This window comes from Brevibacillus sp. AG162, from assembly GCF_006715575.1.
Taxonomy (GTDB): Bacteria; Bacillota; Bacilli; order Brevibacillales; family Brevibacillaceae; genus Brevibacillus; species Brevibacillus brevis.
Window position 1 is genome coordinate 16,829 of the sequence record NZ_VFNO01000015.1, and the last position, 14,142, is coordinate 30,970.

The window sequence follows — 14,142 nt, forward strand, 5'->3', positions numbered from 1 at the left end:
AAAAGGCTTATAATCAGTTTTTTAATTAGAAACCAATTATTTTTTTAATAATTTTAGACCGTTCGATCAAAAAAACAATGAAAGGAAGACGTTTCTATGAATCGATACAAGGGATTGGCTCTATTCCTTCTCTCCTTGTCTCAGTTAATCTTGGCCGTTGATTACACTATCATTTTTGTAGCACTGCCTTCGCTTGCAGAGGAACTTGGTTTTACGGCAAATAACCTCCAATGGGTAGTCAGCGCCTACTCACTAGCCTATGGAGGATTCCTGCTAATTGGTGGAAGATTATCTGATTTAATAGGAAGAAGGCGGATGTTTATCGTCGCAATGGGACTCTTTGGATTAGGCTCTCTCCTCGGCGGACTATCAGATTCTCAGTTAATCCTAATCATCTCGAGAGGCTTACAAGGCCTAGGCGGCGCGCTTCTTTCTCCGGCTACCCTTTCGCTTATCATGTCAAATTTCGAGGAAGGTTATCAGCGAAATCGCGCATTAGCCGTATGGGCTTCAATGGGAGGGATCGGTCTGTCTCTTGGGTTGTTACTCGGCGGCATATTGACCACCTATATCGGCTGGGAAGCTACTTTCTACGTCAACGTTCCGATTGCTCTGTTTGTCATTATTTTTGCTCCGATTGCTCTCCTGGAAAGCAAAACACCGTCGAATACACGTCATTATGACGTTGCAGGCGCGGTTTCCGTAACGATAGGGATGATGCTCATTGTTTATTACCTGATCACATCTCCTGCAGAAGGATGGCTCAGCGCAAATACCATTATTCCGGCTTCGATCGGTACCGTACTACTTCTTTTGTTCGTCGTCATCGAAAATCGCACGAAAGAGCCACTCGTTCCTTTCCGGCTGTTCCGTATTCGTACATTAACGGGTGCCACACTTTCTGCGGCGCTATTCTCTGCATCATTCGGCAGTTTGTATTACTTCCTTACACTCTACACTCAGGAGGTACTGCATTTCACTGCGGTGCAGTCCGGGCTCAGCTTCTTACCGCTGACTATAAGCGCATTAATCGGATCAAACTTTGTTAACAAAATGGTTTCCACTGCTGGAGTTGCCAAAACAATCGCCATCGGCATGGGGCTGGGTACAATCGGGTTTCTTTTGCTCACAAGACTCTCTGAAACCGGATCAGTGTGGGGGATCATTCCCGGTACCGTAATCATTGGGGTTGGCCAGGCACTTGTCTTTACCACTATGTACATTGCTGCAAGTACAGGCATTAAGATGAATGAGCAAGGTGTAGCGTCTGCGATCGTCTCTACAGGACAACAAATCGGTGGTGCAATCGGATTGGCAGTCATCATGGCGATTATTTCGTTAAGTTTGGGAACAGGCGAGACATTGGAAGCAATGAAGCCGGCAGATTTGAACCAAGCGATTCGCACAGCATTGATAGCAAACGCCGTTATTGCTCTATTGGGCATCCTCGTCGCGTTGATTTCGCTTAGACAGAGTAAATCTTCTGAAGTCGAGAAAGTAACGCCCCTTCATTAAACAAACGTGTTTAATCTGCCTTAAAGTTTGTCTTACACTGTACATAGGATGCTTACAATACAAACAAAAACAATCTTACTAAAAATCAAATTAAGGTTGTCCAAGCCAATATGGCTGAGAACGACGAAAGCTTTTACCAACTGTTGGAACGTGCGGTGCAGACCGATGAGCTGAAGGGAACCTGGAATTTGAAAGCATTGGCCCAATATCTGGTTAATGTTATGCACGGGATTACGGTGACCACGGTAACCGCGGAACGTGAAATGCTGGACAATATTGTGCGCTGTTCGCTTTACTTTCTACCGTAAGACATAGCCACAAGGGTAAACAAGATAATGAGCTGTACGGCTGGAACTGGACTTCGGCGTGCAGCTCTTTTCGTTTATACAGATGCATTCAGCTCGCCCTTCTCCCGAGAGGTCCATAGCCCACAATACGAAGTCTGTATTCTGATGAAATTAATAGTATATTGGTAGACGGATATAGAAGGCTTGGAGACGCTGGAGGGATGGACCAAGCGACAAGGTATTCGAACCGTGAACCGTAAATTCATAAGATGGATCTAAGCTTTCGGAACAAGAAGTTCCGGAGGCAACGAATGGAACGATAATGGTGAAATCAGGGGAAGAAAGGTACAAAACAAAAACCGCGACAGGCACCGATGATCTGTGACCGCTTTTGTATTGACAGAGTATATTATTCTGTTTCTCAGGGTTAATCAGTGACAGACTTTATTGTTTGTTAACACATCCTTGTGTGCATTTTAATTTAAAATGTCACTTAACTTGTACTCTGTAACACGGCAAGACACTTGCTGTTACAGAGTTTTTTCGCATTTATTAATTTTACCAACGTTTGCATAAATGAAACAAAACGGATGTTCACCGAAAAAAATCCATTAGACTCGAAAAATAAAGTGGTAGACTGTGAAAATATAGTACTGACAGGATAGTTGAACAAACTCGATTTATATTACTGTTATAGAAAGGTATAGTAGGGATTATTTGGTATGTGAAGTGTCTAACGTTTGTCATTCGAGAGATACTGTGCGACGAGAATATGTTAGTAGTCTTTTAAAAAAATCAATTTAGGAGGATGATCCAATGAATATTTTACTTGTGGAAGATGATAAAACAATTGCGTCTGGACTCGAATATTCTTTGCAGCAAGACCAATTTTCCACAGTTCTGTGCCATGACGTCACATCTGCGAAAAAGGTTTTAGCCGAGCAGTTGGATCAGTTCGCTTTATGTTTGTTCGATTTATCACTGCCGGATGGAAGTGGGTATGAATTGTGTAAAATGGTGAAGCAGCAAAGCGATATCCCCGTTATTTTTTTGACAGCCGTTGATGAAGAAGTCAATGTCGTGATGGGACTGGATATGGGTGCGGACGACTATATTACAAAGCCGTTTCGAATTCGCGAGCTGCTCTCACGGATTAAATCGGTGTTGCGCAGATATCAAAAGCAGCCGCAGGCAAAGGTCGTCATTGAAATCGATCCGATCTGTATTCATACACTTGAGGGAAAAGTATATAAGCATGGCATTGAAATTCCATTGACTGCTTTAGAGTACCGTTTATTGCTGATCTTCGCCAAACATCTCGGGCAGATTCTCTCCAGAAATCAGCTTTTGGAACAAATTTGGGATGTGGCAGGGGACTTCGTCAACGACAATACGTTAACCGTTTATATGAAAAGGCTGAGGGAAAAACTGGAGGATGATCCGAAAGCTCCAACTATTATTAAAACCGTACGCGGTTTAGGATATAAGGTCGGTGAGTAGTTTGCTACGTAATCGCGAGATCCGCCTCGAATTCTTGGTGATGTGTACGATCGGTTTGGTATTGCTTGTAGTCGCGACATTTTTTTCACTTGCTGCCGTTATCCTCGTTCTATTATCTTCTATTTTACTTATCGGATGCAGCCTCCTCTTTACGAGATTGAGATATCAGGAGATTGAAAAGCTATCTGGCTATGTGCGGCAAATTAGCAGTGGCGATTATACCCTAGACGTACGCGATAATCGTGAAGGGGAACTCAGTATTTTGAAAAATACGATTTATAAAGTAACGGTTATGCTATCGGAGCAAAGCGCCCTTTTGCATGAAGACAAGATCCATCTGACAGACGCGATTTCGGACATCTCCCATCAGCTAAAAGCGCCTCTAACCTCGATGATGGTCATGGCGGATTTAGTAGACGACACCAAACTGCCGGAAGCGAAAAGAAGGGAATTTACACGCAATATTCGCATCCAGCTCGAACGGCTGGATTGGCTTGTTTCTTCGTTATTAAAGCTTTCTAAAATTGATGCAGACGCTGTACCGTTCAAGAAGGATCAAGTCGTGGTGGCCAAGCTCATTGAAAAAGCGCTACAACCCGTTCTCATTCCAATCGACATCAAAGAACAAACGATTTCTATAACGGGAGAAGACAGCGTATCGTTTCTAGGCGATCTGAGTTGGACGACGGAAGCGATCATCAATATTATAAAAAACGCTGTGGAGCACACGCAGGAAGGTGGAACCATAGCGATTTCCTTTTCAGAGAACCCATTATTTACGGAAATAATGGTCACAGATAACGGGAAGGGCATTTCAAAGGAAGAACTCCCTTTTATTTTCAACCGGTTTTATAAAGGAAAGAGTGCTGGAGAGAGTAGCAGCGGCATTGGTCTCTCGATGGCTCACAGTATCATCACGAAGCAGAATGGAGTTATAGATGTTCAGAGTGATGTTCATAAGGGAACCCAATTTCGAATGCGCTTCTACAAGCCAGCTTCTAATTGGGGCTAAGTGACGAGATTGTCACTTTCTTAGTCACTGTAATGTCACTTTGGGCAGATATACTACATCCATCAGCAAACGTATGGAGGTTTCAGTATGGAAATTCTGAAGATCGAACATCTGTCTAAAGTGTTTGGAAAAGGTGACACGGCAGTAAAAGCACTCGATGACGTATCCTTCTCGGTGAACAAAGGGGAGTTCGTCGCTATCGTCGGTCCGTCCGGTTCGGGAAAATCAACTCTTTTACATTTGCTAGGCGGTGTGGATCGACCAACAAGCGGAAAAGTGTTTGTGGATAGTACGGACATGTACAGTCTGAATGAAACACAGTTGGCGATTTTCAGGCGGAGGCAAATCGGCTTGATTTATCAGTTCTACAATCTTCTTCCGATTTTAACGGTGGAAGAAAACATGCAACTCCCGATCTTGCTCGATGAGCACCAGGTGGATCAGAGGCAGTTTGAGGACCTTGTGAATACGTTGAATTTAAAAAATCGCTTAAATCATCTGCCCAACCAGCTTTCCGGTGGACAGCAGCAGCGGGTCTCGATAGGAAGAGCGTTGATGAATCAGCCCGCGATCATACTGGCAGATGAGCCAACCGGCAATTTGGACAGCAAAAACAGCAGCGAAATCATTGACTTATTGAAAATGTTCAACAAAACCTTGCATCAGACGTTGATTATGATTACCCATGATGAGCGAATTGCTTTGCAGGCCGATCGCATTATCGCGATTGAAGATGGACGGATTGCGAGAGACGAGGTCATTCGACCATGAATATCATCAATAAGCTAACGCTCAGACATTTAATGAAAAATAAGAAGCAGACGCTTGTGACTATTATTGGAGTCATAATTTCAGTGGCTATGGTGACCGCTGTGATTACGCTTGGCTCCTCTTTTTTGATGCTGATGCAAAAGGAAACGATAAAAGATTATGGAGAATGGCATGTCCTGTACAGAGACGTAAACAAAGAGCAACTCGAAACGATCAAGCAGGATACGGCAACCAAACAAATTATGACTTCAAAGGAACGCGGCTATGCCCAGCTGCCAGGAAGTCAAAATTTCAACAAGCCTTATTTGTTTATTAAAGCGTATAATGCCCAAGGCTTTACAAACTTCCCGATCGAACTCAGCGAAGGGAGATTTCCAGAACGAGCGGATGAGATTGTTCTCTCGGAAGCGATCGCCACAAATGCCAAAGTCACTTATCGAATAGGGGATCATTTAACCCTTGAGGTTGGACAGCGCCATATTCAAGCTAATCCAAGCGATACGAATCTGTCGCAAAATGACCAATTGCGATCTAGCGCTGGTGCGAGCATGGAAACCTTAGTTGATACCAAAACCGAGACGTATACCGTTGTCGGGTTTATCAAACGTCCTACATGGGAGCAGACGTGGGCGCCGGGGTATACAGCCCTTACCTATATAGACGAGACTATGGTGGATGCAAACCAGTCCGTTGACGTGAGCGTTGTCGTGGAGAAAATCGATAGTACTGTATTTGATCATGCCAATGACTTAGCAGAGAAAAACAATATCAGCTCGTTTAAAACGAATGACTCGCTACTGCGTTATTATGGTGTGATGGGTGGCGGATTGGGCCAAACCTACAACTCGTTATTGCTCATTGTTGTGCTTGTGATTGTTGTCGGCTCTGTTTCGTTAATCTACAATGCTTTTGCGATTTCCGTCTCGCAGCGTTCTCGTTATTTAGGGATGCTCTCCAGTGTTGGGGCAACGAGAAGGCAGAAGCGAAATTCGGTATTTTTTGAGGGAGCGGTGATTGGCGCCATTAGCATTCCCTTGGGAGTCATCTGCGGTATGCTTGGAATCGGCATTACCTTTGGTTTTATCAACCCGATTCTTGAGGATGCGCTGGGTGTCACTGAAAAACTGACGTTAGTCGTCACGCCTTTATCGCTCGCACTCGCTTGTCTGGTATCGATTATCACGATCTTCATATCTACGTATGTCCCAGCTCAAAGAGCCTCTAAAAATTCTGCCATCGATGCCATTCGGCAAACTGCGGATATCAAGCTCACAAGTAAAGCACTGAAAACCTCCAAGCTGGTCAAACGGTTATTCGGCGTAGAAGCGGAGATCGGCTTGAAAAATTTGAAAAGAAACAAGCGCAGATATTACGCCACTGTTTTTTCCCTTGTCATTAGCATCGTGCTGTTTCTGGCCGTGTCCTTTTTCACTTCCAACCTGCAGAAATCACTTGAGCTTTCACAAAAAGGCTATAACTATGATATCGCTATATATACAGTCGGCGAAGGGGCAACGCTAGAAGATGAACAATCGGTAAAAACGATCACATCGTTGGAAAGTGTCACTGAATCTAATTTGATGAAACAAATGAATGGCAACTTCGTGTGGCTTGCTGAAGAAGCTGTTTCTGAAAATGTAAAGCCATATTTGCATCATGAACATAACTTGTATAAATACGATATCCGTGTAAATACCATGCGCGAAGATAAGCTGAAAGCGTATGCCAAACAGGTTGGTGTAGAGTATACGAAGCTGACGAATCCGGATCACCCGACTGCCATATTGATTGATACCATGACGTTCCCAGATGAAAAGGGTAAATTTATCGAGACGAGAATCAATAAGAAAGTAGGGGAAATGCTGGATCTCGTTTCCGAAGATGATAAGCAGCAAGTGGTCAACCAGGTGGAGCTGGCGGCAGTCACTGATCATTTCCCTATGGGAATTGTACAAACCGAAAGCATCCTTCAAGTAAATCTTGTCGTGTCCGAGCCCGTCTTCGAGCAGCTCATGAAAAAAAGCGTCTTTGTTAGCTCTTATTCAGGGCTCTACCTGAAAAGCAAGGAGCCGTTGAAAACACAACAGTATATTGAAGAAATGCAGAAGGATTTAACTGTCATGAACCTGTTTCAAGAAAGACAGCGCTCTGAACGAAAGATATTGTTCATGTCTGTTTTTGTATATGGCTTCGTGGCCTTAATAACGGCGGTTTCGATGGCGAACATATTCAACACGATTTCGACAAGCGTGGCTCTTCGTAAACGGGAATTTGCGATGCTGAGGTCGGTTGGAATGACGCCGAAAAGCTTTCATAAAATGATCAACTATGAAAGTATTTTTTATGGTATGAAGGCGCTAGCTTACGGTCTTCCAATCAGTTTAGTGATTATGGTGTTGATTTACCGCTCCTTCACGTATAGTTTTTCGTACGATTTCGAATTGCCTTGGACTAGCATTTTGTATGTGATTGCTGCTGTATTTGTTATCGTGAGCTTGTCTATGTATTACGCGAGCATAAAAGTGAAGAAAGCAAACATCATTGATGCTTTGAAACAAGAGAATCTATAAGTCTGTGCAAAAATGAGCATTTCCCATCCAGCAAAGAGGGATTGCTCATTTGCGTCTCTTCGATGTTCTGTGACGCTCCGCCAGCTGGAGAGTCCGGCGAAGACTACTTATTCATACCATAAAAAAAGAAGGATAAAAATCACAACGATTTTCATCCTTCTTTTTACTATTTTAATGATTTTTAACTACTTCTTGCCCTCGCACATTCCACGTAAGAGCAAAAACAAGAGCAGCCAATGCGCACGAAGCCGTCAGCAACATAAATCCTGCATCCCAGCCGGAGGCATCAACGATAACCCCCATTAATGCATTCGCTGTAACTGTACCGCCCAGGTAACCAAACAGACCCGTCAGCCCTGCAGCGGTTCCCGCAGCCTTTTTCGGAACAAAATCAAGGGCTTGCAAACCAATCAGCATGACTGGACCGTAAATCAGGAAACCGATAGCGATCAGGCAAATCATATCGACCACGGAATTTCCAGGAGGGTTGAACCAGTAGACCAGAACAGCGATCAATACGCCGAGCATAAAGACAAACCCTGCGGGTCCACGGCGGCCCTTGAACAATTTGTCGGACAGCCAGCCGCACAGGAGTGTTCCCGGGATACCTGCCCATTCGTACAGGAAGTAGGCAACGCTCGACTTGCTCATATCAAAGCCTTTTTCCTCACTCAAATAGGTCGGCGCCCAGTCCAGAACGCCGTAACGGACGAAGTAGACGAAGATGTTGGCAATCGCGATTGCCCAAACCCATTTGTTGTTCAACACATATTTGAACAGGATTTCTTTTGTGGAGAATTCTGTTTCAAACGTTTTCTTCGCCTTGTTTGGATAGTCATTGCGATATTCTTCGATAGGCGGCAGGCCGACTGACTGCGGAGTATCGCGAATTAAGAAATACGTAATGAATGCAAAGACAATGGCAACCAGAGCAGGCAGGATAAACACGCCTTCATATCCGGAAGCGGCACTACCCGAAAGCCCGGTGAACATCGCTGCACCTGCAACAGCGAGGGGGGCCATCAAGCCTCCACCAACGTTATGGGCTACATTCCAAATAGCTGTTTTGTTTCCTCTTTCGCTTACACTAAACCAGTGTACGAGGACACGCCCGGATGGAGGCCAGCCCATTCCCTGAAACCAACCGTTCAGGAACAGCATCACAAACATGATCGAGACGGATGAGGTGAAGTATGGAACAACGCCCATCAATAAACTGATAAGTGCAGAAAGAATCAAACCGGCAGGCAAGAACATTCGCGGATTGCTTCGGTCTGAAAAAATGGCCATTACAAACTTGCTGATCCCGTAGGAAATCGAAATGGCGGATAACGCAAAGCCGAGCTCTGTTTTTGTAAATCCTTCTTCAATCAAATAAGGCATGGCGAGCGAGAAGTTTTTGCGGATGAGATAGTACGCCGCATAACCGATGAAGATTCCGAGAAACACCTGAAGCCTGAGCTTTTTATACTCAGAATCAATTTGTTCGTCAGGCAATCTGTCAATAGGCGGTGCAGGCTTAAACAGTTTGAGCATCGTATTCCTCCCCCTAAGCAATTTCTAACAAGGATGGCGATACACGTAAAAAAACCCATACCATAATGGCGCTTTCAAAAATGAAAGTGCCAATAAGTATGAGTCTCCGAATCTCCATCATAGTTAACTTGTTAAGTGTATTCTATTATTCTGTGAAAACGTTGTCAACGAAGTTGTTCTGGGTTGTTTTTCCATATACAGAGATCAGTGCGATACGAATCTGATTTTATCTATGTCTGTCTCTGTGGGAGGCTTCGAAAAAGCCTCGTTAGAGGTTTTCTTATGTATATTTTATTCATAAAAATACATTTTTTCCAAATATAAGGATATCTTTATATTAGCTCATTTGTATGAGGGGGTAAGCAAAGATGTAAAGGACACTCTTTTTTGTACAAGTGAAAAATGAAGAAGGAGTGGTTTGATGTATTTGCTGAGAAAAACAGGATTTTTGGTAGTACTATCGCTTATCTTAATCTTTTCGATATTCCCGCAGTCTTCTCACGCCATGACACCGTGGACTCCCAACACCGTATACAACGTAGGAGACATGGTTACGTATCAAGGGCAAGATTACAAATGTACATTTGCTCATACATCGCTTGTCGGATGGGAGCCGCCCAACGTACCGACACTGTGGCAACTGCAAGGTCCCTCTGCTCCCGATACCATTCCACCTACGTCCCCCACAAATCTTAGTGAAGTAGGGATATCAAGTAGTTCGGTCAGCTTATCTTGGTCAGCTTCTACGGATAACATAGCTGTTCAGGAGTATCTCGTTTACAACGGAGATACACTCGCTGGTATATCGAATACAACATCCTATACCGTGACTGGGCTTCTAGCAAATACGACATATTCATTCACGATACAGGCAAAAGATGCCGCAGGCAATGTATCCCCCTTGAGCACCCCAATAACGGTAACAACTTTATCAAAATCCCCAACCGAACCGGTGTCCAAACGACTTTTGATCGGCTACTGGCATAATTTTGACAATGGTTCTACGGTACTCAAGCTAAGAGATGTCTCAGATAAATACGATGTCATCAATGTTGCGTTCGCAGAACCAGTCGGTGGCGATCATGCGACAATGGGATTCGTGCCGTTCAATGCATCCATTGAGGAATTTAAGTCGGATATCGCCTTGTTAAAATCAAAGGGGAAGAAGGTCCTCATCTCGATTGGCGGAGCGAATGGTACAGTCGAGTTGACGACGGAAACTGCCAAACAAAATTTTATTACCTCGATGACCTCGATCATTCAAACGTATGGTTTTGATGGTATGGATATTGATCTGGAAGGAAGCTCCCTGTCGCTAAATGCGGGGGACACTGATTTTAGAAATCCGACAACGCCTAAAATTGTAAACTTAATCTCAGCGACTCAGACGATCACGAATACATTTGGCCCATCTTTTATTTTGACGATGGCGCCAGAAACGGCTTATGTCCAGGGAGGCTACGCTAGCTATGGTGGGCCGTGGGGCGCTTATCTGCCTGTGATTCATGCCCTTCGCGATCGAATGAATTATATCCACGTGCAACACTATAATTCCGGAGCGCTAGAAGCATTAGATGGTCGTACGTATCAACAGGGAACGGCTGATTTCCAAGTAGCGATGGCAGAAATGCTATTGAAAGGATTCCCAATCGGCCGTAATCCTAACAACATGTTTCCAGCCTTGAGGGAGAACCAAGTCGCGATCGGGCTGCCTTCTGCTCCAAGTGCTGCTGGGGGAGGGTATACGTCTCCTGCCGATATCCAGAAAGCCCTTCAATACTTGGTAAAAGGCACGTCTTTTGGAGGAACGTACAAACTCCAAAATCCAGCTGGTTATCCCCAGTTCCAAGGAGTTATGACCTGGTCTATCAACTGGGATGCTAAAAATAACTATTCGTTTGCCAATCATGTTCGCACTTCGCTTGATTCACTGAGCCAGTAATGACGGAATCTTCGCGCAAAAAGAGAGGCACCAGAATTTAGCCGACGAGCGAAACCCTCCCTTGGTTCTACCGGGAGGGTTTTACTCTTGGTTACCCAACATATCGGTACTACTATCAAATAGAAAGATAGATTACCACCATCTTTCATCGTATGGATTATCTGCACTTTTTTTCGTTATGGAAGCATCATTCTTGGTGGTGTAGGTGAAGCCATAAATTCATGTAAAAAGGTAGTTGTTCAGTTTAGTAAAATTTGTCCATTTGTAATATATCAAAAAATCAGTATAATGATACTTATTTGTCTTTGTGGAATGGACTGTGATTAGAATAGCCATCCATCGAAGATAAAATCATACAGAAAGCGAGAATCTATTGCAGGTTCGGGAGAAGTTTATCTTAGTGGGGGGACATCTATGAAAAGTATACTGACGAAGGTAAATCAAGTAAGTCTGGTAAAGCAAATCATTGTAGGTTTGATTATTGGTATTATCCTGGCTGTAACGATTCCCGAAGTAGCAAAACCCGTAGCAGTTTTAGGTTCTTTATTTGTAAGCGCTTTGAAAGCGATTGCACCTGTGCTGGTACTCTTTTTGGTTATGTCAGCCATTGCTCAACATAAAAGCGGGCACCAAACGAATATGAAATTCATCATTGTCTTATATCTTTTAGGAACCTTTTTAGCTGGGGCAGTCGCCGTTATTGCAAGCTTTATATTCCCTGTAGGCTTAACACTTGTAGAGGGAGCCAAGGATGTGACGCCTCCTGGCGGTGTTGTAGAGGTTCTCAAGACATTGCTGCTAAATGTGGTTGATAACCCGGTTAATGCAATTGTTAAAGCGAACTATATCGGTATTTTAGCTTGGGCAGTACTTATTGGTTTGGCTTTACGAAATGCCGCTGATACGACAAAAACGATGATTAGCAATTTTTCGGATGCGGTATCGAAATTGGTTGGTTGGGTAATTAAGCTTGCACCATTAGGAATCATGGGACTAGTATTTGAGTCTATTACTACAAATGGACTTGATGCGTTAGTAGGCTATGCGAAATTACTTGCTGTTCTGATTGGTTGCATGCTCTTTGTGGCACTGGTTGTCAATCCAATCCTTGTCTATGCAGCTATACGACAAAACCCTTACCCGCTTGTTTTCAAGTGTATAAAGGAAAGCGGCATTACAGCATTCTTTACACGAAGCTCAGCTTCAAATATTCCTGTAAATATGAAATTATGTGAAAATCTAGGTTTGAATAAAGATAGTTATTCGGTCTCGATACCATTAGGGGCTACTATTAATATGGCTGGTGCAGCTGTCACGATCTCTGTTTTGACCCTTGCAGCGGTTCATACACTTGGTATTCAAGTGGATATCCCTACCGCTATCATCCTTAGCATAGTATCAGCTATATGTGCTTGCGGTGCATCAGGGGTGGCTGGTGGATCTTTATTACTGATTCCTCTAGCATGTAGCCTATTCGGTATTCCAAATGAAGTCGCGATGCAGGTAGTCGGAGTCGGCTTTATTATTGGAGTGTTACAAGACTCTTTTGAAACGTCACTTAACTCCTCTTCAGACGTTCTTTTTACAGCAGCAGCTGAGTTTAAAGAGTGGCGAAAAGAAGGAAAGAAAATAAATATCTCGAAAGCAGCATAGGCGAATGAACTGCCCCCCAATTGTGAGACTGGATTAACAATTGGGGGGCAGTTTTATTGTGGTAGATCGAGAACCTCACAGAATCGCTGTTACAGGGTTTCTCCACGTGTAATATGAAAAATGCTCTTATACTTATAGACTTACGTAAGCACAGCCTGCTTCTGAAACCCACTCATAATCCCAATCAACATCTCTTTATCCATCTGCAATTCGCTTTGACCCACTTTTTGCAGCAGCTTCCTGGTGTTGTCATTCGGAAAAGAGATACTCCGCTTCCAATACGAATGGAACAAGCTCATAGAGGCATTAAAGGCTTTCTCTTCTTCGGTTAGCAGCTCGTCTGTTTCAAATGGAACAGGAACTAAATTCGGAAAATCCAAGACCTCTTTGATGCAATCGACCACCAATTGTTGGGTAGGTGGAACAGGGTTGGTAGCGTGATAGATTTCCTTATGCTCGCCATGCGTAAGTGCAGCATGCAAAACAGAAGAGACATAATCAACGGGAACGAGGTTCGAGTTGACGTCGACATCCACCAAAATCCGGTACTTTTGATTTTCCCAGTCTTCTGTTCGGGATGCTCTTCTTTTCAGTACGCGAAGACCTTTTAATAATCCATACAAGCCAAAATTGGTATCGGCTTCGCCCGTTTTGGAATCGCCGATAATGATCGACGGTCTGACAATGATGGTCTCCATTTTGTCGCTGTAGGAGAAGACGCGATGCTCTGCCAAGCATTTTGTCTCTTCGTAGTTGTTCACGAAGGAGCGTTCCGGGTCGTACAGCGCTTCTTTTCCTTCTGTTTCGGTGCCGATGGTATAAGCCGTACTCACATAGATAAAGCGGGGGGAGCCAATGGCTTCTGCGAATTGTAACGTATTTTTTGTTCCCTCTACGTTTACCTCGTACGTCTGCGGTTTCTGAGCGGGATCAAAGGACAGGTAAGCCGCAATATGGTACAACGCATCTATTTTCTGGTTGAGCTGCCCCCGATCATTTTTAGAGACACCCAAGTCTTTTTTCGAAACATCACCTAGTAAAATATGTACCCGTGCCCGGTGTTTTTCGGCAAAGCTATGCAACAAATCGCTTGCCTTTTTTTCATTTCGAGCGAGTAAGTAAAGGGTATGACCCTCGTTTAATAGATCTTGGGAGAGTTTTTTTCCGAGAAAACCTGTTGCTCCGGTTACAAGGATATTCATATGGTTAACCAGCTCCGTATGTTTGGTAGGTAGGGAGTTGCTGATATATCAATAATTCATTATATGATGAAAAATGTAGCTGTGACGAGTGCGGATGAAACGGTATCGTGAACAACTGGGTAGTTTCAAACAACTGTTTAACTGCCGCATGAAT

Annotated in this window: 10 protein-coding genes; 8 read left to right on the forward strand and 2 right to left on the reverse strand. The window is 43.8% G+C overall.

Features of this window, described 5'->3' with window-relative positions; genetic code table 11:
* Window positions 1-96: 96 nt before the first annotated feature.
* From FB479_RS28565 to FB479_RS28590, 6 genes are all read left to right on the forward strand, one after another.
* Window positions 97-1,515: an MFS transporter gene (locus tag FB479_RS28565; protein WP_142067488.1), complete on the forward strand. Its 1,419-nt coding sequence runs from the start codon at window positions 97-99 to the stop codon at window positions 1,513-1,515.
* Between the two features lie 110 nt (window positions 1,516-1,625).
* Window positions 1,626-1,823 carry a hypothetical protein gene (locus FB479_RS28570; protein ID WP_255438778.1) on the forward strand — a complete coding sequence of 66 codons (198 nt, stop codon included), beginning with the start codon at window positions 1,626-1,628 and terminating at the stop codon, window positions 1,821-1,823.
* Window positions 1,824-2,618: 795 nt separating this feature from the next.
* Entirely contained in the window at window positions 2,619-3,302 is a 684-nt protein-coding gene (locus tag FB479_RS28575; RefSeq protein ID WP_142067489.1) for a response regulator transcription factor, read from the forward strand.
* A 1-nt stretch (window position 3,303) separates the two neighbouring features.
* A complete protein-coding gene (locus tag FB479_RS28580; protein WP_142067533.1) occupies window positions 3,304-4,314 on the forward strand; it encodes a sensor histidine kinase in 1,011 nt (336 codons plus the stop codon).
* An 87-nt stretch (window positions 4,315-4,401) separates the two neighbouring features.
* Window positions 4,402-5,085: an ABC transporter ATP-binding protein gene (locus FB479_RS28585; protein ID WP_106657429.1), complete on the forward strand. Its 684-nt coding sequence runs from the start codon at window positions 4,402-4,404 to the stop codon at window positions 5,083-5,085.
* Window positions 5,082-7,655 (forward strand): ABC transporter permease, encoded by a 2,574-nt coding sequence (locus tag FB479_RS28590; protein WP_142067490.1) that lies wholly within the window; start codon window positions 5,082-5,084, stop codon window positions 7,653-7,655. Before FB479_RS28585 ends, FB479_RS28590 begins: the two co-directional genes overlap by 4 nt.
* A gap of 171 nt (window positions 7,656-7,826) precedes the next feature.
* On the opposite strand, the gene glpT is transcribed toward FB479_RS28590, so the two are convergent.
* Window positions 7,827-9,191 carry a glycerol-3-phosphate transporter gene (glpT, locus tag FB479_RS28595; protein ID WP_142067491.1) on the reverse strand — a complete coding sequence of 455 codons (1,365 nt, stop codon included), beginning with the start codon at window positions 9,189-9,191 and terminating at the stop codon, window positions 7,827-7,829.
* Window positions 9,192-9,612: 421 nt separating this feature from the next.
* Between glpT and FB479_RS28600 the strand changes: the two genes are divergently transcribed.
* Window positions 9,613-11,133, forward strand: coding sequence for a chitinase (locus FB479_RS28600; RefSeq protein ID WP_142067492.1), 1,521 nt, complete (start codon window positions 9,613-9,615; stop codon window positions 11,131-11,133).
* A 414-nt stretch (window positions 11,134-11,547) separates the two neighbouring features.
* On the forward strand, window positions 11,548-12,786 hold the full coding sequence (sstT, locus tag FB479_RS28605; RefSeq protein WP_142067493.1) for a serine/threonine transporter SstT: 1,239 nt from the start codon (window positions 11,548-11,550) through the stop codon (window positions 12,784-12,786).
* Window positions 12,787-12,926: 140 nt separating this feature from the next.
* Here sstT and FB479_RS28610 read toward each other — a convergent pair whose 3' ends face one another.
* A complete protein-coding gene (locus FB479_RS28610) occupies window positions 12,927-13,988 on the reverse strand; it encodes an SDR family oxidoreductase (RefSeq protein WP_142067494.1) in 1,062 nt (353 codons plus the stop codon).
* Between the last annotated feature and the right edge of the window lie 154 nt (window positions 13,989-14,142).

Coding starts and splice junctions, on each gene's coding strand:
- FB479_RS28575 (WP_142067489.1), top strand. CDS start 2,619: ATGAATATTTTACTTGTGGAAGATGATAAAACAATTGCGTCTGGACTC.
- FB479_RS28570 (WP_255438778.1), top strand. CDS start 1,626: ATGGCTGAGAACGACGAAAGCTTTTACCAACTGTTGGAACGTGCGGTG.
- FB479_RS28565 (WP_142067488.1), top strand. CDS start 97: ATGAATCGATACAAGGGATTGGCTCTATTCCTTCTCTCCTTGTCTCAG.
- FB479_RS28585 (WP_106657429.1), top strand. CDS start 4,402: ATGGAAATTCTGAAGATCGAACATCTGTCTAAAGTGTTTGGAAAAGGT.
- FB479_RS28600 (WP_142067492.1), top strand. CDS start 9,613: ATGTATTTGCTGAGAAAAACAGGATTTTTGGTAGTACTATCGCTTATC.
- FB479_RS28610 (WP_142067494.1), bottom strand. CDS start 13,988: ATGAATATCCTTGTAACCGGAGCAACAGGTTTTCTCGGAAAAAAACTC.
- FB479_RS28590 (WP_142067490.1), top strand. CDS start 5,082: ATGAATATCATCAATAAGCTAACGCTCAGACATTTAATGAAAAATAAG.
- sstT (WP_142067493.1), top strand. CDS start 11,548: ATGAAAAGTATACTGACGAAGGTAAATCAAGTAAGTCTGGTAAAGCAA.
- glpT (WP_142067491.1), bottom strand. CDS start 9,191: ATGCTCAAACTGTTTAAGCCTGCACCGCCTATTGACAGATTGCCTGAC.